The sequence below is a fragment of the Antribacter sp. NEAU-D49 genome (genome assembly GCF_057158775.1).
The window spans coordinates 286003-308292 of record NZ_JBXTSN010000001.1 but is presented as its reverse complement, the minus strand read 5'-3'; the positions used below and the strand labels follow the sequence as shown (position 1 = coordinate 308292).

Sequence of the window (22290 nt, the reverse complement as noted above, 5' to 3'; positions counted from 1 at the left end):
ATACCTGATGACGTTCTCGGAGCAGACCTCGAGCCGGCGGGCCGGTGCGGCGCCCTACCGCAGGTCGCGCAGGTAGGCCGCAGCTCCGCCGTAGCCTGCCGTGCGGCGCTCGTCGAGCGTCGCGATGATGAGGAGCACCCCGCCGGCCGCGGCCAGCGTGAGCATCCACGGCACCGCCGAGATCTGCGTGCCCAGCTGGGTGAGGAAGACCACCAGGATCTCGATCGGCAGCACCCACACCCCCACCAGGAACGGTGCGGCGAGGCGGGCGCGGCTGCCCACGAGGACCGCCGCCAGCGCCACGCCGATCACCAGCACCGCACGCCAGGTCAGCGGGTCGGTGTAGGTGGCGAGGACCGACGGGCCCAGCAGTGCCAGGAGGCCCGGAGCCAGCAGCGCCCAGGAACCCGTGCGGCCCAGGGGCCAGGTCCCCCGCCCGCGCTGCCCGACGTCGGCCGCGACCGGGGCCGGGCTCGCGTCGCCGGCGGCCACGCGGTCCGAGGCCGCCCGGTCCGAGGCCGCCCGGTCCGAGGCCGCCGCTCGTGCCGCGAGGTATCCAGCGAGCGCCAGACCGACGCCGAGCGGGACCGAGAAGACCTCGACCCGGAGGTCGCGTGGAGACCACGCGGCGATCGCCACGGCGAGCGCACAGGCCCAGACGAACCACGGCGGAGCGCCGATCCCGCCCGGCGTCTGAGGGTCGTCGCCGGAAGCGAGCAACCGGCGCACCGTCGCCACCAGCAGGATCAGCAGTGCCACCTCGACGACCCAGAGCACGATGATGGCGCCCCAGGACTCCCGGACGTTCACGACCGCGCCCGCAGTGCCCAGCAGCAGGGCGGGGGCGAGGCCCCACCGGGCGAGGGTGCCGGCCTGACGCCCGTCGACGAGGGGCCGGGTCAGGAGCGCCGCGGTGGCGGCGAGCCCCGCCGCGGCGACCGACCAGGCGAGCCCGACGGCGAACGCCTCGCTGGTCCGCAGGATCGTGCCGCCCAGCACGAGTACCGGGCTGTCAGCCACGTGCAGGGCCTCGACGGTGCCGGCCACACCGGTCAGGGCCGCGGCGGGGAGCAGACTCAGCGTCGCGGCGCGGGTCCACCCGCCATCGACGAGGGGCCTACGGCGCAGCAGCGCTGTGACCAGCAGGAGGGCCGCGCCGGCTCCGACCAGCACGAAGGCCCGCAGCGACCCGGCGCCCTGCGCCACCAGGTGGACCACGAGGCTGGGCACGAGCGCGAGAGCGAGCCCGACCCGGGCGAGGCGCCACGAGGTGGTCGCGGCGGCGGCCGAGCGCCGGCCGGTGCCGGCAGCGGCGGACGCGTCGGTGCCCTCGGAGACGGAGCCCTCGGTCGCGACCACGAGCCTCTTCACCGCCCGGCGGGCGAGCAGCGCCCCGACCACGATCGCGCCGACCGCGGGCGGCAGGGTGTAGGCCTCGACGAGCCGCACCCCGGCGTCGGCCAGGGCCGTCCAGACGGCCGCCGTCACCAGGAGCGCGGAGAGCCAGGTGGCACGCCGGCGGTCGGGCTCGCGAGCGACCACGCCGGCGCCCGCGGCGAGGAGGAGCAGGACCGCGACGGCGATGTCGGGCCCGGCGGCAGGTCGCGCGTAGGCGAGCCCGACCGTGAGGGCACCCGTGACGACCGCGCTCCCCTCCAGCACCCACCGGAGTCGCGGGACGAGGGATGCGGTCACCCGGGCGGAGACATGCTCGGCCACCCTCGGCGCACCGCCCGCGGTGATCGCGACGAGGGTCGCGACGACGGGCAGCACCACCGGAGAGCCGCTGGTCTGCAGCAGCATCGCACCGGCGCTGACCACGCCCACCGAGGCGGTGGGCAGGACCAGGGCCGCAGCCCAGACGCGGACGGACGGGACCAGGCCCCGACGGGGCGTCAGCACCAGCACCACCTCGAGGGCCAGCATCGCCACCGCAGCGCCGGCGGACCACCAGGTGCGCTCCGACGCCACGGTGACCACACCGATGACGAACGGCACCGAGGTCACGCCCAGGACCGCCAGCCACTCGCCGGGCCGCACCCGGCCCCAGAGGGTCACCAGGAGGGCACCGAACGAGGCAGCCGCCGAGACGGTGCAGGCGATCGCGACACCGTCGAGCCCCAGCCAGCCGAGCCACTGCATGAGGACCCACAGGACGTACGCGTACGCGCCGCCGACGAGCCAGGGATGCACCGGGCGGGGGACCGACGCCCGGGCAGCCAGCAGCAGCCCGGCGACGACGACGCCGCCCACGATCCCCGTGACCCGCCACGACCAGGAGCTCACCATGGTCAAGCTCAGGGCGAGGAAGGCGCCGGCGACCGCGGCGACCCGCCAGAACCGGACCTCCTGCGCGGTCATCGCCCGCCCGCCCAGGCGGCGAGCGAGCCCCGTCGCCCGCACCAGTACTCGCAGGGTGGCCTGGACAAGGCCGACGATCCCCTGGGACCAGGGCGCGCACCGGGCGGGGTCGGCGGTCGCCGCCAGCAGGAGCGCCGCCAGGAGCGCCACCAGGATCCCCGAGGTGAGCGCGAGGAGCCTGCCGTCGAGAGCGAGGGCGACCACCAGGGTGAGCGTGGCCCACGGTGCCACCACCCGTGCGATCGCGCTCAGCGGTCCTGGCACACCGAGCCGCGCCGCGAGCAGCGTGACGACCACGAGCGTGGCGTGGCCCAGGTGGGCCCAGACCTCGACCGACCCGATCCGCGACCCGTGCTCCGCGAGCGGCCCGCCGTGCGGCGCCCACCCCGGGGTGCCCCCGAGCACGGATCCCAGGGCCTCCATCGCCAGACCGGCGTGCAGGACCAGCGCCGGCACCGCCGCCACCGCGGTGATGGACCAGGCGCCGAGGAGCAGGTCACCGGCGGCCCGTGCCCGAGGCGCCCGCACCCGCAGGACCGCGACGGAGACCGCCGCGAGCAGCAGCAGCACCGCGCCCGCGCCCAGCGGGAACCAGCCGACCGCGGGGTCACCCGGAACCGCACCGAGCAGACCTCCGCTCACCGCCCCGACGGATCCGCCCACGAAGGCCCAGGCCCGCTCGCCGGTGACACGCCACAGCAGCCCGGCCACCACCGCGGACAGTCCGAGGAACACCGCGGGGCCGCTCATACCGGGCAAGGAGCCCACCGGGCCGACCACGAACCCGAAAGCCAGCGCCAGGGCGTAGGCGAGCCCTCGGACGACGGTCAGGATCGTCCGCTCCGGGCGGAGCGCGCTGTCGACGCGAGGACCGGACGTGCGGACCAGGAGCCGCGCCGCCGCAGTCGCCAGGGCGACGAGGACGAACCCGGAGCCCATCACCCATCCGACCGTATGGTCGGCGACCAGGGCGCCCGCGACCAGGGCGGGCGTCACGGGGAGCGCCAGGACGCCTGTCGAGACCCACGACCGCACTCCGGCGGCGTGGCCCGCGGTGGCCGCGACGGTTCCGACAGCGGCCCAGGCGATCGCCGAGGCCCACTGCGGGGCGACCATGCCCACCACCTCGGCCTGGGGCGTAACGGCGACCACCACGAGCGCGGCGGGGAAGCCAGCGGCCCGCACCCAGCGGAGCACCGCGGCCTCGGGCCGCATCGGCGCGTCGAGCCGCGCACCAGCCCAGGTCGCGACGCGCCCTGCCCCATACGCCACCAGAGCCGTGCCGACGAACGCGGTGGTCCAGGTGGGCAGCGGCAGGAGGAGCGCGGACAGGCCCGCGGCGAGCAGGACCGGTACGAGCGGAGCGCCCAGCAGCGCAGCGGTGACCCAGGACCGTACCCGGAGGCGGTGGCCGAGCAGGCACAGCACGGTGACCACTACCGCGAGCAGGATCCCGCGGGCCAGCGCGGGCTCCACCCCGGACAGCAGGCCCGCCTGCAGGGCGAGCTCGACGTCCACCCAGGTGAGGACGACGGCGAGCGCCGCGACCGCCTCGCCCGACGACCGGAGCCCGGCGCGACGCATGAGGGCCGCCACCGCCAGCGCGCCGACGGTGACGCCCGTGGTGACGACGGCTCGCAGCGTCAGCTGGTCGGCGAGGGTGAAGAAGACGAAGACCACGGCGGCGACGGCCAGGAGCCCCGCGCCAGCCCCGGCGAGGATGGGCTGGAGGCCCACGGTCGAGCGGGCCGGGACCGGCGGAGCGGAGGCCGGGAAGGGAACGGCGCCCGTGCCCCGGTCGGCCGGCACGGAGCCCGGGCTACCGAGGCGGCCCGGCACGGCGGTCGCCGCGGGGTTCTGCACGGCGGCCGGTGCAGCGCCGCGCGCGCCCGCCGCCGCACCGGGACGCAACGGCGTCGGCGCGCCCACGACCGGCGCACCGGCGGGCACGGGCGGCGCACCGGCGGCGTCCGCGACCATCGCTCCCCCGAACCGGTCGGCGACGCGTGATGCCTGCTCCGCCCAGGCCCGTCCCGGGACCGACCGTGCCCAGGCTGCGGCCTCAGGCTGCTCGGCGCGGAGCCGGTCGAGAGCCACCTGCCGGCGTTCGAGAGCAGCGGCCGCCTCCTGGGACAGCCGCGCGATCTGATGCGCCTCGGGGCCGCCGAGGTCGAGCGAGCAGTGCCCGCATCGCGGCGACGGCAGCCGCGCACCGCACGCGGGGCAGTCGGCGGTGTCGGGCAGGCGGGCGAGCGCGACGTCGACCCAGGGCTCTCTCATGGCCGTCATCCTGGCCGACCCTGGAGGTCTCCTGGACGTTGTCCACAGGGCGAGTTTTGTGAAGGTCCCGGGCCGGGGGCCTGACCGTCGTGTCCGAAAGCCGCTAGCACCGCCCGCTCCGCCGGGCGAGGATGGCGGCATGGACACGCACTTCTCCGAGCGCTACCGCGCCATCGCCGCGCGCGACGAGCGCTTCGACGGCCAGTTCTTCACGGCCGTGCGGTCCACCGGCATCTACTGCCGGCCCTCCTGCCCGGCCCGCACGCCCAAGGCCGAGAACGTCACCTTCTATCTGACCAGCGCAGCCGCCCACGAGGCGGGCTTCCGCGCCTGCAAGCGCTGCCTGCCCGAGGCCGCTCCGGGCACGCCCGAGTGGAACCTGCGACGGGACCTGGCCGGCCGGGTGATGCGGCTGGTGGCCGACGGCGTCGTGGACCGGGAGGGCGTCGACGGCCTCGCCGTCCGCCTGGGCTACAGCACCCGGCACATCCACCGGCTGGTCGCGAGCGAGCTCGGCGCCGGGCCGCTGGCCCTGGCCCGCGCGCAGCGGGCGCAGACAGCCCGGGCACTGCTCGTCGGGACCGCCCTGCCCGTGGCCGACGTCGCCTTCGCGGCCGGGTTCGGCTCGATCCGGCAGTTCAACGACACGGTGGCCGAGGTGTTCGCCACCACCCCGTCGGAGCTGCGCGCGCGGGCCCGCAGGACCGCGGCCGGGGTCGGTCGCACGTCGCCCGGTCGGCCGGAACCGGCGCCGCGACAGGCGACCGACGCGGGACTCAGCGCCGACGCGTCCCCGCAGCCGGTGCGGATCGACCTCACGCTCCCGTTCAGGGAGCCGTTCGACGCGCGAGGCGTCCTGGAGTTCCTCGCCGTCCGCGCCCTCGAAGGCGTGGAGACCGCCGACCTGTCCGGCCCCGACCTGCGGTACGCGCGCACCGTCTCGCTCCCGCACGGGCCGGGCGCGTTCGAGGTGACCTACCGGCCGCAGCCCGGCACAGCCCGGACCCGGCCCCGGCTCGACCTCCACCTGGAGGTGACGCACCTGACCGACGTACCGGTCGCCGTCGCCCGGGTCCGCCGCCTGCTCGACCTCGACGCCGACCCCGCGGCCGTCGACGCGTCGCTCGCCGCCGATCCCGTCCTGGCCCCGCTCGTGGCCGCAACCCCGGGGATCCGCGTGCCCGGCGCCGTGGACCCCCACGAGCTCGTGGTCCGAGCGATCGTGGGCCAGCAGATCAGCGTCGCCGCCGCCCGCACCCACCTGACGCGCCTGGCGGCGGCCGCCGGCACGCCCTGGTCAGCGGGCATCCCGGGCCTCACCACCCTCTTCCCGACACCCGACCAGGTGGCCGACGCCGCCCCGGAGCACCTCCGCCTGCCCGCCCGGAACGTGCGCACGGTGGTCGACACCGCCCGCGCCCTGGCCTCGGGCGAGCTCGCCGTCAGCGTCGGGGACGACGCCGACGAGCTCCGGGCGGCACTCGTCGCGCGGTCCGGGATCGGACCGTGGACCGCCGGGTACGTGGCGCTGCGCGTCCTGGGCGACCCCGACGTGCTGCTCGACCGCGACGTCGCCCTCCTCGCGGGCGCCCGCTCCCTGGGGCTGCTCCAGCCGCCCGACCGGACCGGGTCCGCCGGCCGCGCCCAGGAGTTCCGCGCCCTCCAGGCGCGAGGCGCGGCGTGGGCACCGTGGCGCTCGTACGCCGCGATGCACCTCTGGCGCGCAGCCGCACCCTCGCCCTCCGAAGCCTCAGCAACCACCAGGAGCCCCCGATGACCGCCCTGACCACCTCGCTCACCACCCCGGACGGCCCGTTCAGCGTCATCGTGGACGACGTCGCGGTCCTCGCCGCCGGCTGGACCGACGACGTCGCGTCCCTCGTCGCCCTCGTGCACCCCACCCTGCGGCCCGTGGAGGTGCGGGACCCCCGCACGGCGGCGGCGACGTCGTCGGGCGGCCTCGCCCGCGCGATGCTCGACGACGCGGCCAAGGCCGTCGAGGCCTACTACGCCGGTGACCTGGCGGCCCCCGGCCGCGTGCCGGTGCGCCAGGCGAGCGGCCCGTACCGGACGCACGCGTGGGACGTGCTCCGCGAGGTCAGGCCGGGCGAGCGGATCACCTACAGCGAGTATGCGGTCCGGACCGGCCGGCCCGCCGCCGTGCGGGCCGCCGCAGGGGCGTGCGCGATGAACGCGGCGGCGCTGTTCGTGCCGTGCCACCGGATCCTGAGGACGGACGGCACGCTCGGGGGCTTCCGCTACGGGTTGCCGGTCAAGGAGCGTCTGCTGGCGCGGGAGCTCCTCTGAGTTGTCAGAAGCTCACCGGCACAGATGCCGGTGAGCTTCTGACAACTCAGGATCGAAGAAGCGTCAGCCCTTGACCGAGCCCGCCAGCAGGCCGCGGACGAAGTACCGCTGCAGGCCGAGGAACACGATCAGCGGGACGACCATCGAGATGAACGCACCCGCCGACAGCACGTGCCAGTCGCCGCCGCGCGAGCCGGCCATCTCGGCCACGCGGACCGTGAGCGGGAACGTCTGCGGACCGCCCATGACGAGGGCGACGAGCAGGTCGTTCCAGACCCAGAGGAACTGGAAGATCCCGAACGCCGCGATGGCCGGGGTAAGCAGCGGCATCATCACCTGGAAGAAGATCTTCACATGGCCGGCGCCGTCGACACGTGCCGCCTCGACGAGCGAGGCGGGGATGTCCTTCATGAAGTTGTGCAGGAGGAAGATCGCCAGCGGCAGGGCGAAGGCCGAGTGCGACAGCCAGATCGTCCAGAAGGACCCGTTGACCCCCCAGTCCACGAAGAGTGACAGCAGCGGGATCAGCGTGATCTGGATCGGCACGATCTGGAGCGCGAAGACCGCCACGAACAGGATGTCCCTGCCCTTGAAGTCGATCCAGGCGAAGCCGTAGGCCGCGAGCAGCGCGATGGTGATCGGGATGACCACCGCCGGCAGCGTGATGACGAACGAGTTCACGAAGAAGCTGACCAGGTTGGTCGAGCTGCCGAACAGCGCGGCCTCGTAGTTGCGGACGGACAGCACGGGCTCTCCGGCGATCGCGTCACCGAAGACCGTCCACCAGCCGCTGCGCCGGATGTCCAGCTCCGGACGGACGGACGTCACGAGCAGGCCGAACGTCGGGATCGTCCACAGGATCGCGATGATCAGGGCGAGCGCGCTCGCCCACGGGTTGCTCAGCCGCGCCTTCGCCTTCCGGGCCCGGTCGCTGACGCGCGACGACGCCTTGGTGGTCCCGCGCGCGTCCGTCACGGCCGCGTCGCCCGCCGTGGCGGCGGCTCCTGCTGCCTGGGTGCTCATCGGACCTCCTCAGCGAGACGCATCTGGCGCACGTTGTAGACGATGATCGGGATCACGATGACGAACAGCAGCACGGCCAGTGCGGCACCGAAGCCCGCGTTGTTCTGCCGGAAGCTCTGCTCGTAGAACTCGTTCGCCACGATCGAGGTGCCGTACCGGCCGGCGGTCATGGTGCGGACGATGTCGAAGGATTTCAGCGTGGTCATAGCGATGGTCGTCAGGACCACCACCAGGGCCGGCCGGATGCTCGGGATCGTGATGCGCCAGAACATGCCGAACCCGCTGAGCCCGTCCAGGCGAGCGGCCTCGACGATGTCGTCGGGGATGGCCCGGATCGATGCCGAGAGCAGCGTCATCGCGAAGCCCGTCTGGATCCAGATGAGCACGATCATCAGCAGGAAGTTGTTCAGCGGGCGCTGCAGCAGGAACTGGATCGGCTCGCCGCCGAGCCACACGATGGTCTGGTTGAGCAGACCGGTCTGCTGCACCGAGCCCTGGTTGGGCTTGTACTCATAGACGAACTTCCAGATGATCGACGCGCCCACCATGGAGATCGCCATCGGCAGGAACACGAGCGCCTTGGCGAACTTCTCGTAGCGGCTCTTGTCCACCACCACCGCGTACACGAGGCCGAGGAACGTCGCCGCGGCGGGCGCGACGAGCACCCACAGGGCCGTGGTGCCGAGGACGAGCAGGAACTGCGGCTCGGTGAACGCTCGGACGTAGTTGTCGAGCCCCACGAACTCCGAGCCGTTCCTGTTGAACAACGACTTCCGGATCGTGTCGAGCCCGGGGTAGAGCAGCCCGATGGCGAGCATCGCCAGCGCCGGTCCGACAAAACCGGCCGTGACCAGCCACTTCGGTGCGTTCTTCGGACGGTCCACGATGAAGAGGATCAGTCCCATCACCACCACGAACAGCACCATGGCGACCAGCATGATCAAGAACTTGTGCCCAGGGTCGTCCCCGGCGTAGATGAACCAGTCCATGGATCCTCCGATCCTTGCCGAACCTGTCGTCGTCGACCGGCCCGATCCCAGCGTAGGACGACGGAGGCGCGGGACCCAGGGTCCCGCGCCTCCGCGCGTCGCTCAGGACCGAGCCGGGCGTGTCACTGCGGCCAGGAGCTCTCGATCTGGTCCGTGACCTCCTGCGAGGAGAGGTCGGACGCGAACCACTCGGTGATGCCCGCCCAGAAGGAACCGGCACCCACCTCGCTCGGCATCAGGTCGGAGCCGTCGAACCGGGCGACGGTCGCCGGGTCGGCGAGGACCTCGGCGGACGCCTTGTCGAAGTCCGTGGCGAGGTTCTCGGGGTCGAGACCGTAGTTGGCGCTCACCCAGCCGCCGTTCGGCGTGACCTTGGCCTTGGTGTTGGCCCAGTCGGCGCTCGAGAGGTAGGTCTGGAAGGCCTGCACCTCGGGACGGTCGCTGAACGCGCCGATGAACTCGCCGGCCACGAGGGTCGGCTTCTCGTCGGTGGTCTGCGCCGGCAGGTAGAACGCGAAGACGTCGCCGTCCTCGGCCACGGTCGTGCCCTCGGGCCACTGCGTCTGGTAGAAGTTCGCCGCGCGGTGCATGTAGCAGGCACCGTCCAGGATCGGGAAGCCGGCGTCGGTCCACGGCGCCGTAGCGATCGAGTCGACGCCGCCGAGGCCGCCGTTGACGAAGTCGGGGTTCTTGAGGATCTCGCCGGCCGCGTCGAACGCCTCGACGATCTGCGGGTCGTTGAACGGGATCTCGTGGTTGACCCACTGGTCGTAGACGTCCGGTCCGGCGGTGCGGAGCACCACGTCCTCGATCCAGTCGGTGCCCGGCCAGCCGGTCGCGTCACCCGACTCGACGCCGGCGCACCACGGCTTCACCTCGCCACCGTTGTCGTCGACGATCTGCTGCGAGAGGGCGAGGAGGTCGTCCCAGGTCTCGGGGATCTCGTAGCCCGCCTCCTCGAACATCGAGGGCGAGTACCAGACGAAGGACTTGACGTTCGAGCCGAGCGGAGCGGCGTAGAAGGTGCCGTCGACGGTGCCGTAGCCCTTCCACGACTCGTGCCAGCCCTCGTCCACGTTCGCCTCGACCTGCGGGGGCGCAGGCAGGACGGCGTCGTACTGCTGGACCAGCGTCTTGAGCAGACCCGGCTGCGGCAGGATCGCGATGTCCGGCGGGTTGCCCGCCTGGACGCGGACGGGCAGCTGCGCCTCCATCTCGCGCGACGCCTCGTACTCGATCGTGACGCCGGTGCACTCCTCGAACGGCTTGTACGAGGCCACCTGCGTCTCGGCCTCCGGCTCCACGATCGTGGTGTAGACGGACACGGTGGTGCCGTCGAGGTCGCCGAACTCCTCGTAGGGAGCGCAGTCGATCGTCGGCGTCTCGGCCTCGCCGCCGCCACCACCGCCGCCGTCGCCACCGTCACCGGTGTCCGCACAGGCGGTAAGGGTCAGCGCCAGGGCTGCGCCTGATGCGGCGAGCGTCAGGGCGCGTCGCCGTGTACGGATAGTCATGACGTACCTCCACTGCTTCGTGGTGCTCGGTTGACGTGCTCGTACGGCTAGGGACCCTGCCAGGCCCCTAGCCTTGAGGCAACCCCGTTTCGCAAGGACATGCAAGCGCTGACACACCACCTGAGCATGTCGAATGCATTACGAAAGACTCCTCCCAAAAATGGCCCGCGCAGCAGTCGTAGGCTTGTCCCCGCACACGCGTACGCGTGGTGCGCCGGTGCAGGAGAGGACGGACATGATCGAGCTGAGGACCCCGCGCGAGATCGAGGAGATGCGGCCCGCGGGGCGCTTCGTCGCCGAGGTGCTCACCACCGTCAGGGCTGCCGCCGCCCCCGGGGTGAACCTCCTGGAGCTGGACGAGGTCGCCCACAAGCTGATCCGCGACCGCGGGGCCGAGTCGTGCTACATCGACTACCACCCGTCGTTCGGCGCCATGCCGTTCGGCAAGGTGATCTGCACGTCGGTGAATGACGCCGTCCTCCACGGGCTGCCGCACGACTACGCGCTCCAGGACGGCGACCTGCTCAGCATCGACTTCGCCGCCTCGGTGAACGGCTGGGTGGCCGACTCGGCCCTGTCGTTCGTCGTGGGCACCCCGCTCCCCGGACGGGCCGAGACCGACGCCCGCCTGATCCGGACCACCGAGGTGGCGCTCCAGGCAGGCATCGCCGCGGCCGTCGCCGGGAACAAGGTGGGCGACATCTCGGCCGCCATCGCCGAGGTGGCGCTGGCGGAGGGCTACGCGATCAACACCGACTTCGGCGGGCACGGCGTGGGCCGCACCATGCACGGCGACCCGCACGTGCCGAACAACGGCCGCAAGGGCCGTGGCTTCCCGCTGAAGCCGGGCCTCGTGATCGCCATCGAGCCGTGGTTCCTGGAGACCACCGACGAGATCTGGACCGACCCCGACGGCTGGACGCTCCGGTCGGCGGACGGTTCCCGCGGCGCGCACAGCGAGCACACCGTCGCCATCACGGAGGACGGCCCGCTGGTCCTCACCGCCCGGGACTGAGGGCCTGCCGGCCGGGGGCCGCCCGGCCGGGCAGCCGTGTTACGGCAGGAGCGACCGGAGGACCGCCACCACGCCGTCGTCGTCGATCGAGCCGGTGACCTCGTCCGCCGCAGCCCGGACCACCTCGTCGGCGTGGCCCATGGCCACGCCGCGGGCGGCCCACCGCAGCATCTCGACGTCGTTGCGCCCGTCGCCCACGGCGACGGTGCGCGCAGAGTCCACGCCGAGCTCCGCCCGGACCTTCTCCAGCGCCGTCGCCTTGGACACCCCCTGCGGGGCGATGTCCATCCAGGCGGACCAGCCCACGGCGTAGGTGACGTCCTCGAGCCCCATCCCGGCGGCGATCCGGTGGAAGTCCGCGCTGGTCTCCCCGGGGCTGCGCACGACGACTCGGGTGACCTCGCGCGCCCACAGCTCCTCGAACGCGACGACCTGGTGCTCGCCGTTCAGCTCGCCCTCGGGGAACAGCTCGTTCATACGGAAGCCCAGGCCCACGTCCTCGACGGCATACCGCGCGTGCGGCAGGTGCTCGCGGAGCAGCCGCAGCGCCGGCTCGGGGTCGAACGTGACGGTGTCCTCGACGACGTAGCCCTCGGGCACCTCGGGGTCGAGGCGCACGGTGACGGCGCCGTTCGAGGCAACCATCCAGCCCGACTCGATCCCGAGGTCTGCCGCGACGTACGTCATCGCCACGAGCGACCGGCCGGACGCGAGCACGACATGGTGCCCGGCAGCGCGCACCGCCGCCACCGCGTCGCGCGCCGCCGGGGACAGCACGTCGTCGTACGTGACGAGCGTGCCGTCGATGTCGAGCGCGACCAGCAGGGTGGCCGGCGCGGCAGACGCCTCGGGACCGGGTGCCATCGGCGCTACTTGACCGGCTCGAGGACCTCGAGGCCGCCCAGGTAGGGCCGCAGGCCCTCGGGGACGCGGACCGAGCCGTCCGCCTGCTGGTGGTTCTCCAGGATCGCGACGATCCAGCGCGTGGTACCCAGCGTGCCGTTCAGGGTAGCCACGTTGCGCGTGGTGCCGTCCTCGGTGCGCTCGCGCACACCGAGGCGACGGGCCTGGAACGTGGTGCAGTTGGAGGTCGAGGTGAGCTCGAGGTAGCGGTCCTGGGTGGGCAGCCAGGCCTCGCAGTCGAACTTGCGCGCGGCGCTGGAGCCGAGGTCTCCCGCCGCGGTGTCGATCACGCGGTACGGCAGCTCGGCCTTCTGGAGCATCGCCTCCTCCCAGGCCAGCAGGCGCTGGTGCTCGGCCGCAGCGTCCTCCGGGCGGCAGTAGCTGAACATCTCCACCTTGTGGAACTGGTGCACCCGGATGATGCCGCGGGTGTCCCGGCCCGCCGACCCCGCCTCGCGGCGGTAGCAGGCGCTCCAGCCGGCGTACCGCATGGGCCCGCCGTCCAGGTCGAGGATCTCGTCGCTGTGGTAGCCCGCGAGCGCCACCTCGGAGGTGCCGACCAGGTAGAGGTCGTCCTTCTCGAGGCGGTAGACCTCGTCGGCGTGCTTGCCGAGGAACCCGGTGCCCTGCATGGTCTCCTGCTTGACCAGCGTGGGCGTGATGACGGGGGTGAAGCCCTCCGCGATGGCCTGGTCCATGGCCGCGTTGAGCAGCGCCAGCTCGAGCCGCGCGCCCACGCCGGTGAGGAAGTAGAACCGGGCGCCCGACACCTTGGCACCGCGCTGGGTGTCGATGGCGGCCAGGCCCTCGCCCAGCTCCAGGTGGTCGCGCGGGGCGAAGCCCTCCGCCGCGAAGTCGCGGATCGTGCCCTCCTCGCGGAGCACCACGAAGTCGTCCTCGCCGCCGGGCGGCGCGCCCTCGACCACGTTGGCGATGGAGTACAGGACCTCCTTGAGCTGCGCGTCCGCCTGGTCGGCGTCGGCCTGCAGCGCCTTGACCCGCTCGGCGACCTCCTTGGTACGCGCGAGGAGCGCCTGCTTCTCGTCGCCCTGCGCCCGCGCGACCTCCTTGCCCATCGCCTTCTGCTCGGCGCGCAGCTGCTCGAACTCCGCGAGGGAGGAGCGCCGGCGCGCGTCGGCGTCGAGGGCCGCGTCCACGAGTGCGGGGTCGTCGCCACGGGCCACCTGGCTCGCGCGGACGACGTCGGGGTTGTCGCGGAGGAGTCGGAGATCGATCACATCCCGAAGCCTACCGAGTGGCCGGTGCGCCTCCGACACGTTATCCACAATAGATTGGCTGCATGGAATGGCAGGTATGGCTCGGCATCGCCGCGATCGTCATCGCCACCGCGGCCCTCGTGGTCGCCTGTGTGGTCTGGTCCCAGCAGGCCTGGATGCGCAAGCGCCAGGCCGCAGGACCCGTGCACGTCACGCACGTCCAGTCGGCCCCTGCCACCCCTCGCCGGGTCGCCGTCGTCGCGAACCCGTCCAAGGACGGCGTGGACGAGCTGGAGGCCAAGGTCAAGGAGTTCTGCGCGGACAACGGCCTCGAGGAGCCTCTCTGGTACGAGACGACCGTCGAGGACCCGGGCGTGGGGCAGGCCCGGCAGGCCGTCGAGGACGGCGCCGAGATCGTGCTCGCGGCCGGTGGTGACGGCACGGTGCGAGCGGTGGCCGAGGCTCTGGTCGGCACGCGCACGCCTATGGGTCTCCTCCCCATGGGCACGGGCAACCTGCTGGCGCGCAACCTCGACGTCTCGGTCACCTCCGTCGACGACGCCCTGGACGTGCTCGTGACGGGCCGCACGCGCGCGATCGACGTGGGCTGGCTCCGCGTGGCCCAGTTCGCCGAGGGCGACGACGGCGACACGTCGGAGGAGCACCTCTTCCTGGTCATCGCCGGCCTGGGCTTCGACGCGGCGATGGTCGCCGACGCGGACGACGGCCTGAAGAAGAAGGTGGGCTGGGTCGCGTACTTCGTCGCCGGGCTGTCGCACCTGCACGGCCGCCGGATGCGGGCGCGGATCTGGCTCGACGACAGCCCGCCCGTGGAGACCCGCCTGCGGTCGCTCATGGTGGGCAACTGCGGCATGCTCCCGGGCGGCATCACCCTCCTCCCCGACGCCGTGGTCGACGACGGCGTGCTGGACGTCGCCGCCATCGACACCCGCGGCGGGATGGTGGGCTGGGCGCAGCTGTTCGGCGAGGTCGTGATGCAGAACTTCGGCGTGCGCAACGACCTCCCGGAGAAGCTGGGCCGCATCGACCACGCCAAGGCCCGCCGGGTGCGGGTGCGCGTGACGGGCGGCGAGCAGGCCCAGGTCGACGGTGAGCCGCTGGGCCGGGCCATCGACCTGGAGACCTGGGTGCAGCCGGCGTCCCTGCAGGTCCGCACGCCCTGACCACCGGTTGTCCACAGGCCGGCATCCGCTCGGGAGGGCCCCGCACGTAGGCTGGCGGCGTGATGCCCCGTACCCGCCTCCTCGCCTCGGCCGTCGCCCTCGTCGCGGTCCTGGCCTCGGTGGTGGGCACCTTCGGCGGCCCGACGGCGGCGCGCGCCGAGGCCGTCGCCGTCGCCGCGGCGGCCCCTGACCCGGGCAGCGAGGGCCCGCTCGTGGTCGTGGGGGTCGGCGGGCTGCGCTGGCCCGACGTGTCCCGGGGTTCCACCCCGACCCTCTGGCGGATGATCGGTGAAGGCTCCGTGGCCTCGCTGAACGTCCGCACGGCCGCTCCCTTCACCTGTCCGCTCGACGCCTGGCTCACGCTCTCGGCCGGCCGGAGGGTCGCGTCGGCGGCGTCCGTGGAGCCGGACCCCGTCGCGCCTGCCGAGCCGGAGCCAGGGGTGACGGACACGATCGGCGCGACCGTGGCGGCGTCGTGCACCTCGCTGCCCCGGCCCGTCCTGTCGGCGGAGACTCCCGGGACGGTCTCCGGCGCGGTGGTCCCGGGGTGGTCCACGCTCGTGCCGCAGCCCGACCCGGCCGACCCCACCGCGATGAGCACCGGGACCCCCGGGACGCTCGGTGAGCTCCTCGGCCGGGCAGACGCGTGCGCCACAGGCGTGGGCCCCGGGGCCGCCGTGGCCCTCGCCGGCAGCGGCGGCCGGCTCGCCCGGTACGCCGAGTCGCTCGACCCGGTGCCCGACGCCGAGGTGGCCGACCTGCTCACGGCCTGCCCCGTGGCGGTGGTCGACGCGGGCGTGCTGCCCGACGGCCCTGGCCGGCACGGTGCCCTGGACGGTCTCGACGCCACCCTCCGCCGCCTGACGAACCTCCTGCCCGAGGGGACCCGCGTGGTCGTCGCAGGCATCGCCGGCTCGCCGCTGGCGCCCCAGGGCCTCCAGGTGGTCGTCGACTGGACCGCCGGGACGACGCAGGCCCGGTGGCTCACCTCCGAGGGCACGCGGACGGCGGGTGTGGTGCAGCTCGTGGACCTCACGGCCACCGTCGCCGAGCGCACCGGCGCGCTCCCCGAGGAGACCGCCCCGGACGACCCGACGGACCCGTCCGGCGACCCCGGCGCGCCGGGGCCCGGCGACGCCGAGGAACCCGTCCTGGCGATCGACGGCCACCCCCTCGAGCAGGGTGAGGAGCGCCGCATCAACGTGGCGCGGACCGTGGAGAACCGCCAGTACGTCAACGTGCTGTCGCAGACCATCCCCGCGCTCCTGCCCGTCTTCCTCGCCGCTCTGGTCGTGCTGCTCGCGGGCGCGGTCACCACGGCCCTCTGGACGGGTCGGCGGCGGCTCCTCGTCGCCTCCGCCCTCCTGGCCTCGGCCGCCCCCGTCGCCGCATCGCTCGCGACCCTCTCGCGATGGTGGGTCTGGCCGGCCCCGACGCTCGCACTGACGGCGTCGGTCGCCGTGGGCGCCGTCGTGGCAGCGCTGGCCGCCTGGGGCTTGTCCCGCGTGCTGCCACCGTCTCCGTGGCGCCTCGCGACAGCCGCAGCGGCCGTGACCTGGCTCGTGCTGACGGTCGACGGGCTCACCGGCACCACGCTGCAGCGTGGGTCCCTCCTGGGCCCGTCGCCCGCCCTGGGCGCCCGGTTCTACGGCTTCACCAACATGACGTTCGCGGTGTACGCGACCACCGGCGTGGTGCTCGCCGCCGGGCTCGCCGCCTACGCCCTGCGCCGCGACCGCCGGCTGGCCGTCGCCGCCGTCGCCGCCATCGGCCTGGTGACGACGGTGGTCGACGGCGGCCCCCGGTTCGGCGCCGACCTCGGCGGCATCCTCGCCCTCGTCCCCGGGTTCGCCGTCCTGGCCCTCCTGGTGGGCCGGCTCAAGGTCACCGTCCGGCGGGTCCTCGTCGTCGTCGCCGCGACGCTCATGATCGTGGCAGCGGTGGCGGTCGTGGACTGGCTGGCGCCGGGCGCGTCGTCCCACCTCGGCGGGTTCGTCCAGCGGGTGGTCGACGGCGAGGCGCTGGGCGTGATCGCCGGCAAGGCGGCCGGCGCCTGGGCAACGGTGGCCAACCCCGCCGGAATGGTGGCACTCCTGGCCATGGTCGCCGCCGCGTGGGCGGTGCTCGACCCGACCCGGTTCCGGATCGCCGGGCTCGCCGACGCGTACGACGCCCGGCCGGTCCTGCGGCACGCCGTGGTCGCGCTGGTGGTGGTGGCGGGAGCCGGTTCGGCACTCAACGACTCCGGCATCGCGATCGCCGGGATCGTGCTGATCGCCGGCCTGGCCCTGCTCAGCCTGCACGCGGGCGAGCCGCCGTCCCCGGACCGGCCGGCCCGGCCCGCACCACCGGCTCGGACCCAGGCCTGGCGACTGCCGGCGACAACCAGCGCCCTCGGCGGCGGCCTGCTCGTGGTGCTGCTTCTCGCCTCTGCGATGTTCCCCGGCGCGTCCGGCACCGGCCTCGCGGGCGAGGAGTCCCACGCCGTGGGCGCGGGCGCCGACGAGGTCGGCGACCCGGAGACCCCTCTCGTCGTGGTCGGTACCGCCGGTCTGCGCTGGGGTGACGTCCGGCCCTCCGCCACCACGGGCACGTCGGCCGCACCGGCGCTGACCGGGCTGCTGACCGACGGTGCCGACGCCGCGGGTGTCGCGCTGCCGAACGGTGCCGCAAGCCGGTGTCCCGAGAGCGGATGGCTCACGCTCTCGGCCGGTCGGCTCGCGGAGGTCTCCGACACGCGTGCCGGAGACGGCTGGGACTGCCCCCCGCTCGCCGTGGGACCGGGTCCCGCCGGACAGGACCAGCCCAGCACCGACGGCGCCGCTACTGCGACGGTCGACGGCTGGGACCGGCTCACGGCGCTGCAGGAAGGGTCCCCGTACGCCGCCCACCTCGGTGCGCTGGGCGACGCGCTGCGCGGCGCGGGCGTCTGCGCCACAGCGGTCGGACCCCGCGCCGCCGCCGCGCTGGCCACCTCCGACGGCGAGGTCGGCCGCTACTTCCCGCTCGACGAGACGTTCCCCCTGCCGGACGAGGCGTTCGCCTGCCCGGTCACGCTGATCGACGCCGGCAGCGCGATCCTCGACGCCGGAGCGGCGGGCACGGACGCAGCCGACCCAGCGGCGGTCGCACGGCTCCGCGCCCACGAGGTAGCCGCCGTGGACGCGGCGGTTCGGCGGGTCGTGGCCTCCGCGCCCGCCGAGGCGACGATCCTCGTGATCGACACCGCGAGCGTTCCCGGCGCGCCTCTGGAGCTCGGCACGGCGCTCATGCGCCCGTCGCCGGACCAGGACGGCCAGCCCCGCTACCTCGCCAGCACCGCCACGCGCACGGCGGGAGTCGTGCGGATCCAGGACGTGCCGGTCACCATCCTCGCGGCGGCGGGTGCGGACACGACCGGCTTCGACGACACCCCCATCGTGCGGGCCGAGGTACGGCCGGCGGTGACGGCCATCGTCGCCGACGAGCTCGCCGACCTCACGTCCCGCGACCACCTGCGGCGGGCGGCCTACGCCTGGCTCGTCGACGTGCCCTTCTACGCGGGCCTCGCGCTCGCCGCCGCCTGCCTCGCCGTCGGCGTTGTCGCGACACGGGCGGGCCGGACGGTGGGCCCCCGCCGCCGCCGCGCCGCGGAGACCGCAGCCCTGCTCCTGGCGGCCCTGCCGGTGGGCGGGTTCCTCGCATCGCTCGCCGACTGGTGGCGGTTCCCCGCCGCGGGCTGGGTGCTCGTCCTCTCCACGGTGGTGCTCACGGCCTGCGTCGCGGGGCTCGCAGCGCTCACCCCCCGGCACCCGGTGTGGGTCGCTCCGGGCGTGATCGCCGCGATCACCTTCGTGGTCCTGACGGTGGACGCCCTCATCGGCACCCCGCTGAACCGGGCGGCGCCGCTGGGCTCGGCTCCCACCTACGGCGCCCGGTTCTACGGGTTCGGAAACCCGACCTTCTCGGTCTACGCCGTGGCCGCGGTGGTCTTCGCCGCGGCGATCGCCCAGTCCCTGGTGATGCGGGGCCGGCGCGTCGCCGCAGCCGTGGTGGTCACCGTGATCGCCGTCGTCGCCATGGCCGTCGACGTGTGGCCGACGCTGGGAGCTGATCTCGGGGGCGGGCTGGTGCTCGTCCCAGCCTTCGTGGTGGTGGGGCTCGCCGCCTCCGGGCTACGGCTCACGTTCGCGCGGTTCGCGGGCGTCGGCCTGGCCGGTGTGGCGCTCGTCGGCGCCGTGGGCGTCCTCGACTGGCTCCGCCCCGCCGAGCAGCGCTCCCACCTGGGCCGGTTCGTGAGCCAGGTGATCGACGGCGAGGCGTGGGAGACGCTCGCACGCAAGGCGGGCTATGCCCTGAGGTCGGTGCTGGGCGGCGTACCGGTATGGATCACCGTGCTGATCCTGGTCGCCGTGGCCGTCGCCCTGTTCGCGCCCGCCTCGCTGCGGGAGCGGGTCACCCCGCGCTGGTTCCTCCGAGCCGAGCGGGAGTGGCCGCTGCTGCGTGCGGCGGTCCTGGCCATCTGGACGCTCGCGACGCTCGGTTCGGTGGTGAACGACTTCGGTGTGCGGATCGCGATGATCGCCCTGATCCCGGCGGTCCCTCTGATCCTGCTGACGGTGCTCCGGACGCCCGGCCCTACGGGTCCGGCAGCGCCGCCGGACTCGCCCGCGCCGCCGGTGCGCGCCCCCGAGAGCGTCAGCTCCGGACGACCTGCTGACCTGCCTGCCGCACACCGCTGACAGCGGCGCGCGCTCGGCGCGCGCCGACCGCGAGCATGACGTCCCGGTACTGGGCGGCCCGGTGCATCTGGCCCTGGAGGTCGTTCGCCGACGCCCGGTGCCGGAGGTCGCACGGCACCTCGACGGCGACGTAGCCCCTGCGGAGCAGGTCGATCGTCATGCCCGTCTCCACGCCCCAGCCCCGGGCCAGCGGGGTAGCAGCCTCGAAGGCCTCGCGGGTGAGGCAGCGCATGCCGGAGAGCGGCTGGCTGGGGCTCCACCCCGTCATCGACTCGATCGCCCGGCGAGCGGCGCCCACCACGATGCCGCGGCCGCCGGCGCCCGGCTGCTTGGGCAGGAGAGCGATCGCGACGTCGGCCACACCCTCACGCACCGGACGGACCAGGGGTGCGGTGTTCACGGCCGTGTCGCCCAGGTCGCCGTCGATGAAGAGCAGCAGCCTCGGCGGACGCCCCTCGGCGTCGCGCATCGCCACCACAGCGGCACCCGTCTCCATCGCAGCAGCCTTGCCCCGGTTGTGCGAGTGCCGCACCACCACGGCCCCCGCCCCTCGCGCCACGTCCTGGGTGTTGTCGACCGACCCGTCGTCGACGACGAGCACGAGGTCGACGTGCGGGATCGCCCGAGCCGAGCGCACCGTCGCGGCGATGCGCTCAGCCTCGTCCTTGGCGGGGATGATCACGGCAACCCGCTGGACGTTCCTGCCTGCTTGGGCGTTACCTGGACGCGCGGTCTTGGCGACCGGGAGAGCGTTCACACCTGTCCTGCCTGGTGGGTCGATGGGTGGTGATCGTCGGCGACCTTTACTCTCTCACTAAGCAAAGGATTACCCGCGAAATCCTACTCCCTTGGTTGAGGAGTTGCCGTGAAGACGTGGGACCTGAAGCGGGCAACTTGTCGTGAACCGGCGAGTTCCTGCCCACGGAACCCACCGGAGCCGCACTAGCGAAGAGTGACCTGACGGGACACGATGCCGGCCCGAGCGCGACGCTCGTTCGCGTCCAGCGGCGCGTCGACGGCGAGCGCGGCGGTCAGCCGCTCGTCCAGCTCCTTGACCGGCCCCTCCAGGTCGGCCGCCTCGGTACCGGTCGGCAGCTCCCAGACCGGGACCAGCAGACCCGAGGCGCGGAAGGCGCCCACGAAACGGCCGCCGGCGAGACCGGACTCCCGCTTCGCGTGCAGGCGGGACAGCGCGTCGATGAGCTGCTCCTCGGGCTCCGGGCGCGCCCAGCGCAGGAACTCCCGGCTCATGCGGCACCAGTACGCGGACGACACCGACTCGAGACGCACGGTCGGGACGGTGCCCGACGCCGCGTCCTCCAGCGACTCCTTCACCTCGGGAGTCACCTCGGTCGAGGGGTCCACCCAGTAGTCGAACCCGTCGTGCACGGTGATCTCGAACGGGACGGACAGGTCGAGCACGTCCTGCAGGCGCGGGCCGTCGCCCGGCAGCGCGCCCGGCTCCACGGCGGTGCCCGGCTCCAGCGAGATGGCCTCCAGCAGCGCCGCAGCCAGGTCGCGGCTCACGTCGCCCGAGCCGACGATGCCCTGCACGGCCAGGAGGATGTTGCCGTCCGCCCGGTGCAGCGCAGTCCAGCCGCCCGGCAGGAGGGTCACCACCGTGACCTCGCGCGAGCCGTGCTCGGCGGTGGTACGAGCCGTCGCGGTGGCGGAGGGCACGACCTCGCGCATCGCCACCCAGTCGGTCTCCCCGGGCAGCCCCTCGAACGGGCGGAGCACGAAGTCGGACGCGGAGTTCTTGACCATGCGTGGAGTCTATCCGTGCCCGGAGGTTCCCACAGGTCTAGACGGGCAGGTCAGTTCTCGGCCCGCGAACGGCGCGCCATCACGAGGGATCCTGACCCGCCGACCACCAGCGCGCCGGCCAGCCCGGTGAGCGCCATAGCCTCGAAGCCCGTCATCGGCATCGTGGCCGGGGCGTCCAGCGTCGCCGCCCGCAGCGCGTCGGCGTCCGCGACGATCCGGTCGACGGCCGCCGTGTCGTACCGCGTGGCCGCGGCGGACACGAACTGCGCGCCGGTCGCCTCCGCCACGTCGGCGGCAGCGGCCTCGGCAGCAGCAGCGTCGGCGGTCCCGGCGGTCCCGGCCGGGACGACGGCGGGGTCCCGCGACACCGCCGGCGCCGGAGCCGTGCCGGTCTTCTGCGCCGCAGCCCCCGCAGCAGCGGGCGGCGCGGCCTCGGTCGCGACGGGAGCGGCAGCCGGCGCAGCCTGCTGCGGTGCCGCGGCCACCGGAGCGGCAGCCGGTGCGGCAGCCTGGGCCTGCTGCTCCTGCGCGCCGTTCCCCCGGTCGCAGTCCTTGCCCGTGTAGCCGGGCACCGAGTAGTCGGCGGGCCGGTAGTTCTGCGGCTCGAAGGACTGGGGCGCGCCGGCGGTCTGCTGCTGCGTCCGCCCGTCGTCGGCGCGGTGCCCCTCGTCGTGCCGGTCGCGGTCGCGACGGTCGCGGTCCCCGTGGTCCTGCTCGGCCCAGTCGTGGCCCTGGGACCGCCCGCCGTCGTGCCCGCGGTCGCGGTCGTGCCCGAAGCCGTCGGAGTGGGCCATCGCGGGGGCGGCCGCGGCCGTGGCCGCGGTGACGAGCGCCAAGGTCGCGACGACTCGCGTGACGTGGGTCTTTCCCGTCTGCGACGACGGCTTCGTTGCGGCGTGCTTCATGAGGTCTGCTCCAGCGGTTGACCCAGGTACCTACTGTCGAATGTGCCGACGGTACCGGACCATTACCGGCTCATAGCGGCGTGAGCGGGAAATATCGCCCGCGG

14 protein-coding genes are annotated in these 22290 nt (G+C 73.9%); 5 read left to right on the top strand and 9 right to left on the bottom strand.

Features of this window, described 5'->3' with window-relative positions; translation table 11 throughout:
• Positions 1 to 54: 54 nt before the first annotated feature.
• Positions 55 to 4641, bottom strand: coding sequence for an SCO7613 C-terminal domain-containing membrane protein (locus AC060K_RS01405; RefSeq protein WP_483763654.1), 4587 nt, complete (start codon positions 4639 to 4641; stop codon positions 55 to 57).
• Positions 4642 to 4780: 139 nt separating this feature from the next.
• Between AC060K_RS01405 and AC060K_RS01400 the strand changes: the two genes are divergently transcribed.
• Complete coding sequence (locus AC060K_RS01400) at positions 4781 to 6418, top strand: AlkA N-terminal domain-containing protein (RefSeq protein WP_483763653.1); 1638 nt, start codon at positions 4781 to 4783, stop codon at positions 6416 to 6418.
• Entirely contained in the window at positions 6415 to 6948 is a 534-nt protein-coding gene (locus tag AC060K_RS01395) for a methylated-DNA--[protein]-cysteine S-methyltransferase (RefSeq protein ID WP_483763652.1), read from the top strand. Before AC060K_RS01400 ends, AC060K_RS01395 begins: the two co-directional genes overlap by 4 nt.
• Positions 6949 to 7011: 63 nt before the next feature.
• Here AC060K_RS01395 and AC060K_RS01390 read toward each other — a convergent pair whose 3' ends face one another.
• The 3 genes from AC060K_RS01390 to AC060K_RS01380 all read right to left on the bottom strand — a co-directional run bounded on the left by AC060K_RS01390 (position 7012) and on the right by AC060K_RS01380 (position 10474).
• On the bottom strand, positions 7012 to 7971 hold the full coding sequence (locus AC060K_RS01390) for a carbohydrate ABC transporter permease (protein ID WP_483763651.1): 960 nt from the start codon (positions 7969 to 7971) through the stop codon (positions 7012 to 7014).
• Entirely contained in the window at positions 7968 to 8960 is a 993-nt protein-coding gene (locus AC060K_RS01385) for a carbohydrate ABC transporter permease (RefSeq protein WP_483763650.1), read from the bottom strand. Before AC060K_RS01385 ends, AC060K_RS01390 begins: the two co-directional genes overlap by 4 nt.
• 122 nt (positions 8961 to 9082) lie before the next feature.
• A complete protein-coding gene (locus tag AC060K_RS01380) occupies positions 9083 to 10474 on the bottom strand; it encodes an ABC transporter substrate-binding protein (protein WP_483763649.1) in 1392 nt (463 codons plus the stop codon).
• Between the two features lie 235 nt (positions 10475 to 10709).
• On the opposite strand from AC060K_RS01380, the gene map reads away from it, so the two are divergent.
• Positions 10710 to 11489: a type I methionyl aminopeptidase gene (gene map / locus AC060K_RS01375; protein WP_483763648.1), complete on the top strand. Its 780-nt coding sequence runs from the start codon at positions 10710 to 10712 to the stop codon at positions 11487 to 11489.
• Positions 11490 to 11528: 39 nt separating this feature from the next.
• Here map and AC060K_RS01370 read toward each other — a convergent pair whose 3' ends face one another.
• On the bottom strand, positions 11529 to 12353 hold the full coding sequence (locus AC060K_RS01370; RefSeq protein WP_483763647.1) for an HAD family hydrolase: 825 nt from the start codon (positions 12351 to 12353) through the stop codon (positions 11529 to 11531).
• A gap of 5 nt (positions 12354 to 12358) precedes the next feature.
• On the bottom strand, positions 12359 to 13630 hold the full coding sequence (gene serS, locus AC060K_RS01365; protein ID WP_483763646.1) for a serine--tRNA ligase: 1272 nt from the start codon (positions 13628 to 13630) through the stop codon (positions 12359 to 12361).
• 62 nt (positions 13631 to 13692) lie between these two features.
• On the opposite strand from serS, the gene AC060K_RS01360 reads away from it, so the two are divergent.
• Together AC060K_RS01360 and AC060K_RS01355 are read left to right on the top strand one after the other, a co-directional pair.
• Positions 13693 to 14793 (top strand): diacylglycerol/lipid kinase family protein, encoded by a 1101-nt coding sequence (locus AC060K_RS01360; protein WP_483763645.1) that lies wholly within the window; start codon positions 13693 to 13695, stop codon positions 14791 to 14793.
• 62 nt (positions 14794 to 14855) lie between these two features.
• Positions 14856 to 19514 (top strand): hypothetical protein, encoded by a 4659-nt coding sequence (locus tag AC060K_RS01355; protein ID WP_483763725.1) that lies wholly within the window; start codon positions 14856 to 14858, stop codon positions 19512 to 19514.
• Here AC060K_RS01355 and AC060K_RS01350 read toward each other — a convergent pair.
• The 3 genes from AC060K_RS01350 to AC060K_RS01340 form a co-directional block, all read right to left on the bottom strand.
• Positions 19471 to 20271, bottom strand: coding sequence for a glycosyltransferase family 2 protein (locus AC060K_RS01350; protein ID WP_483763644.1), 801 nt, complete (start codon positions 20269 to 20271; stop codon positions 19471 to 19473). The two genes, AC060K_RS01355 and AC060K_RS01350, sit on opposite strands and share 44 nt — an antisense overlap.
• Positions 20272 to 20456: 185 nt before the next feature.
• Complete coding sequence (locus tag AC060K_RS01345) at positions 20457 to 21281, bottom strand: DUF5926 family protein (protein WP_483763643.1); 825 nt, start codon at positions 21279 to 21281, stop codon at positions 20457 to 20459.
• 50 nt (positions 21282 to 21331) lie between these two features.
• On the bottom strand, positions 21332 to 22186 hold the full coding sequence (locus tag AC060K_RS01340; protein WP_483763642.1) for a hypothetical protein: 855 nt from the start codon (positions 22184 to 22186) through the stop codon (positions 21332 to 21334).
• Positions 22187 to 22290 lie beyond the last annotated feature (104 nt).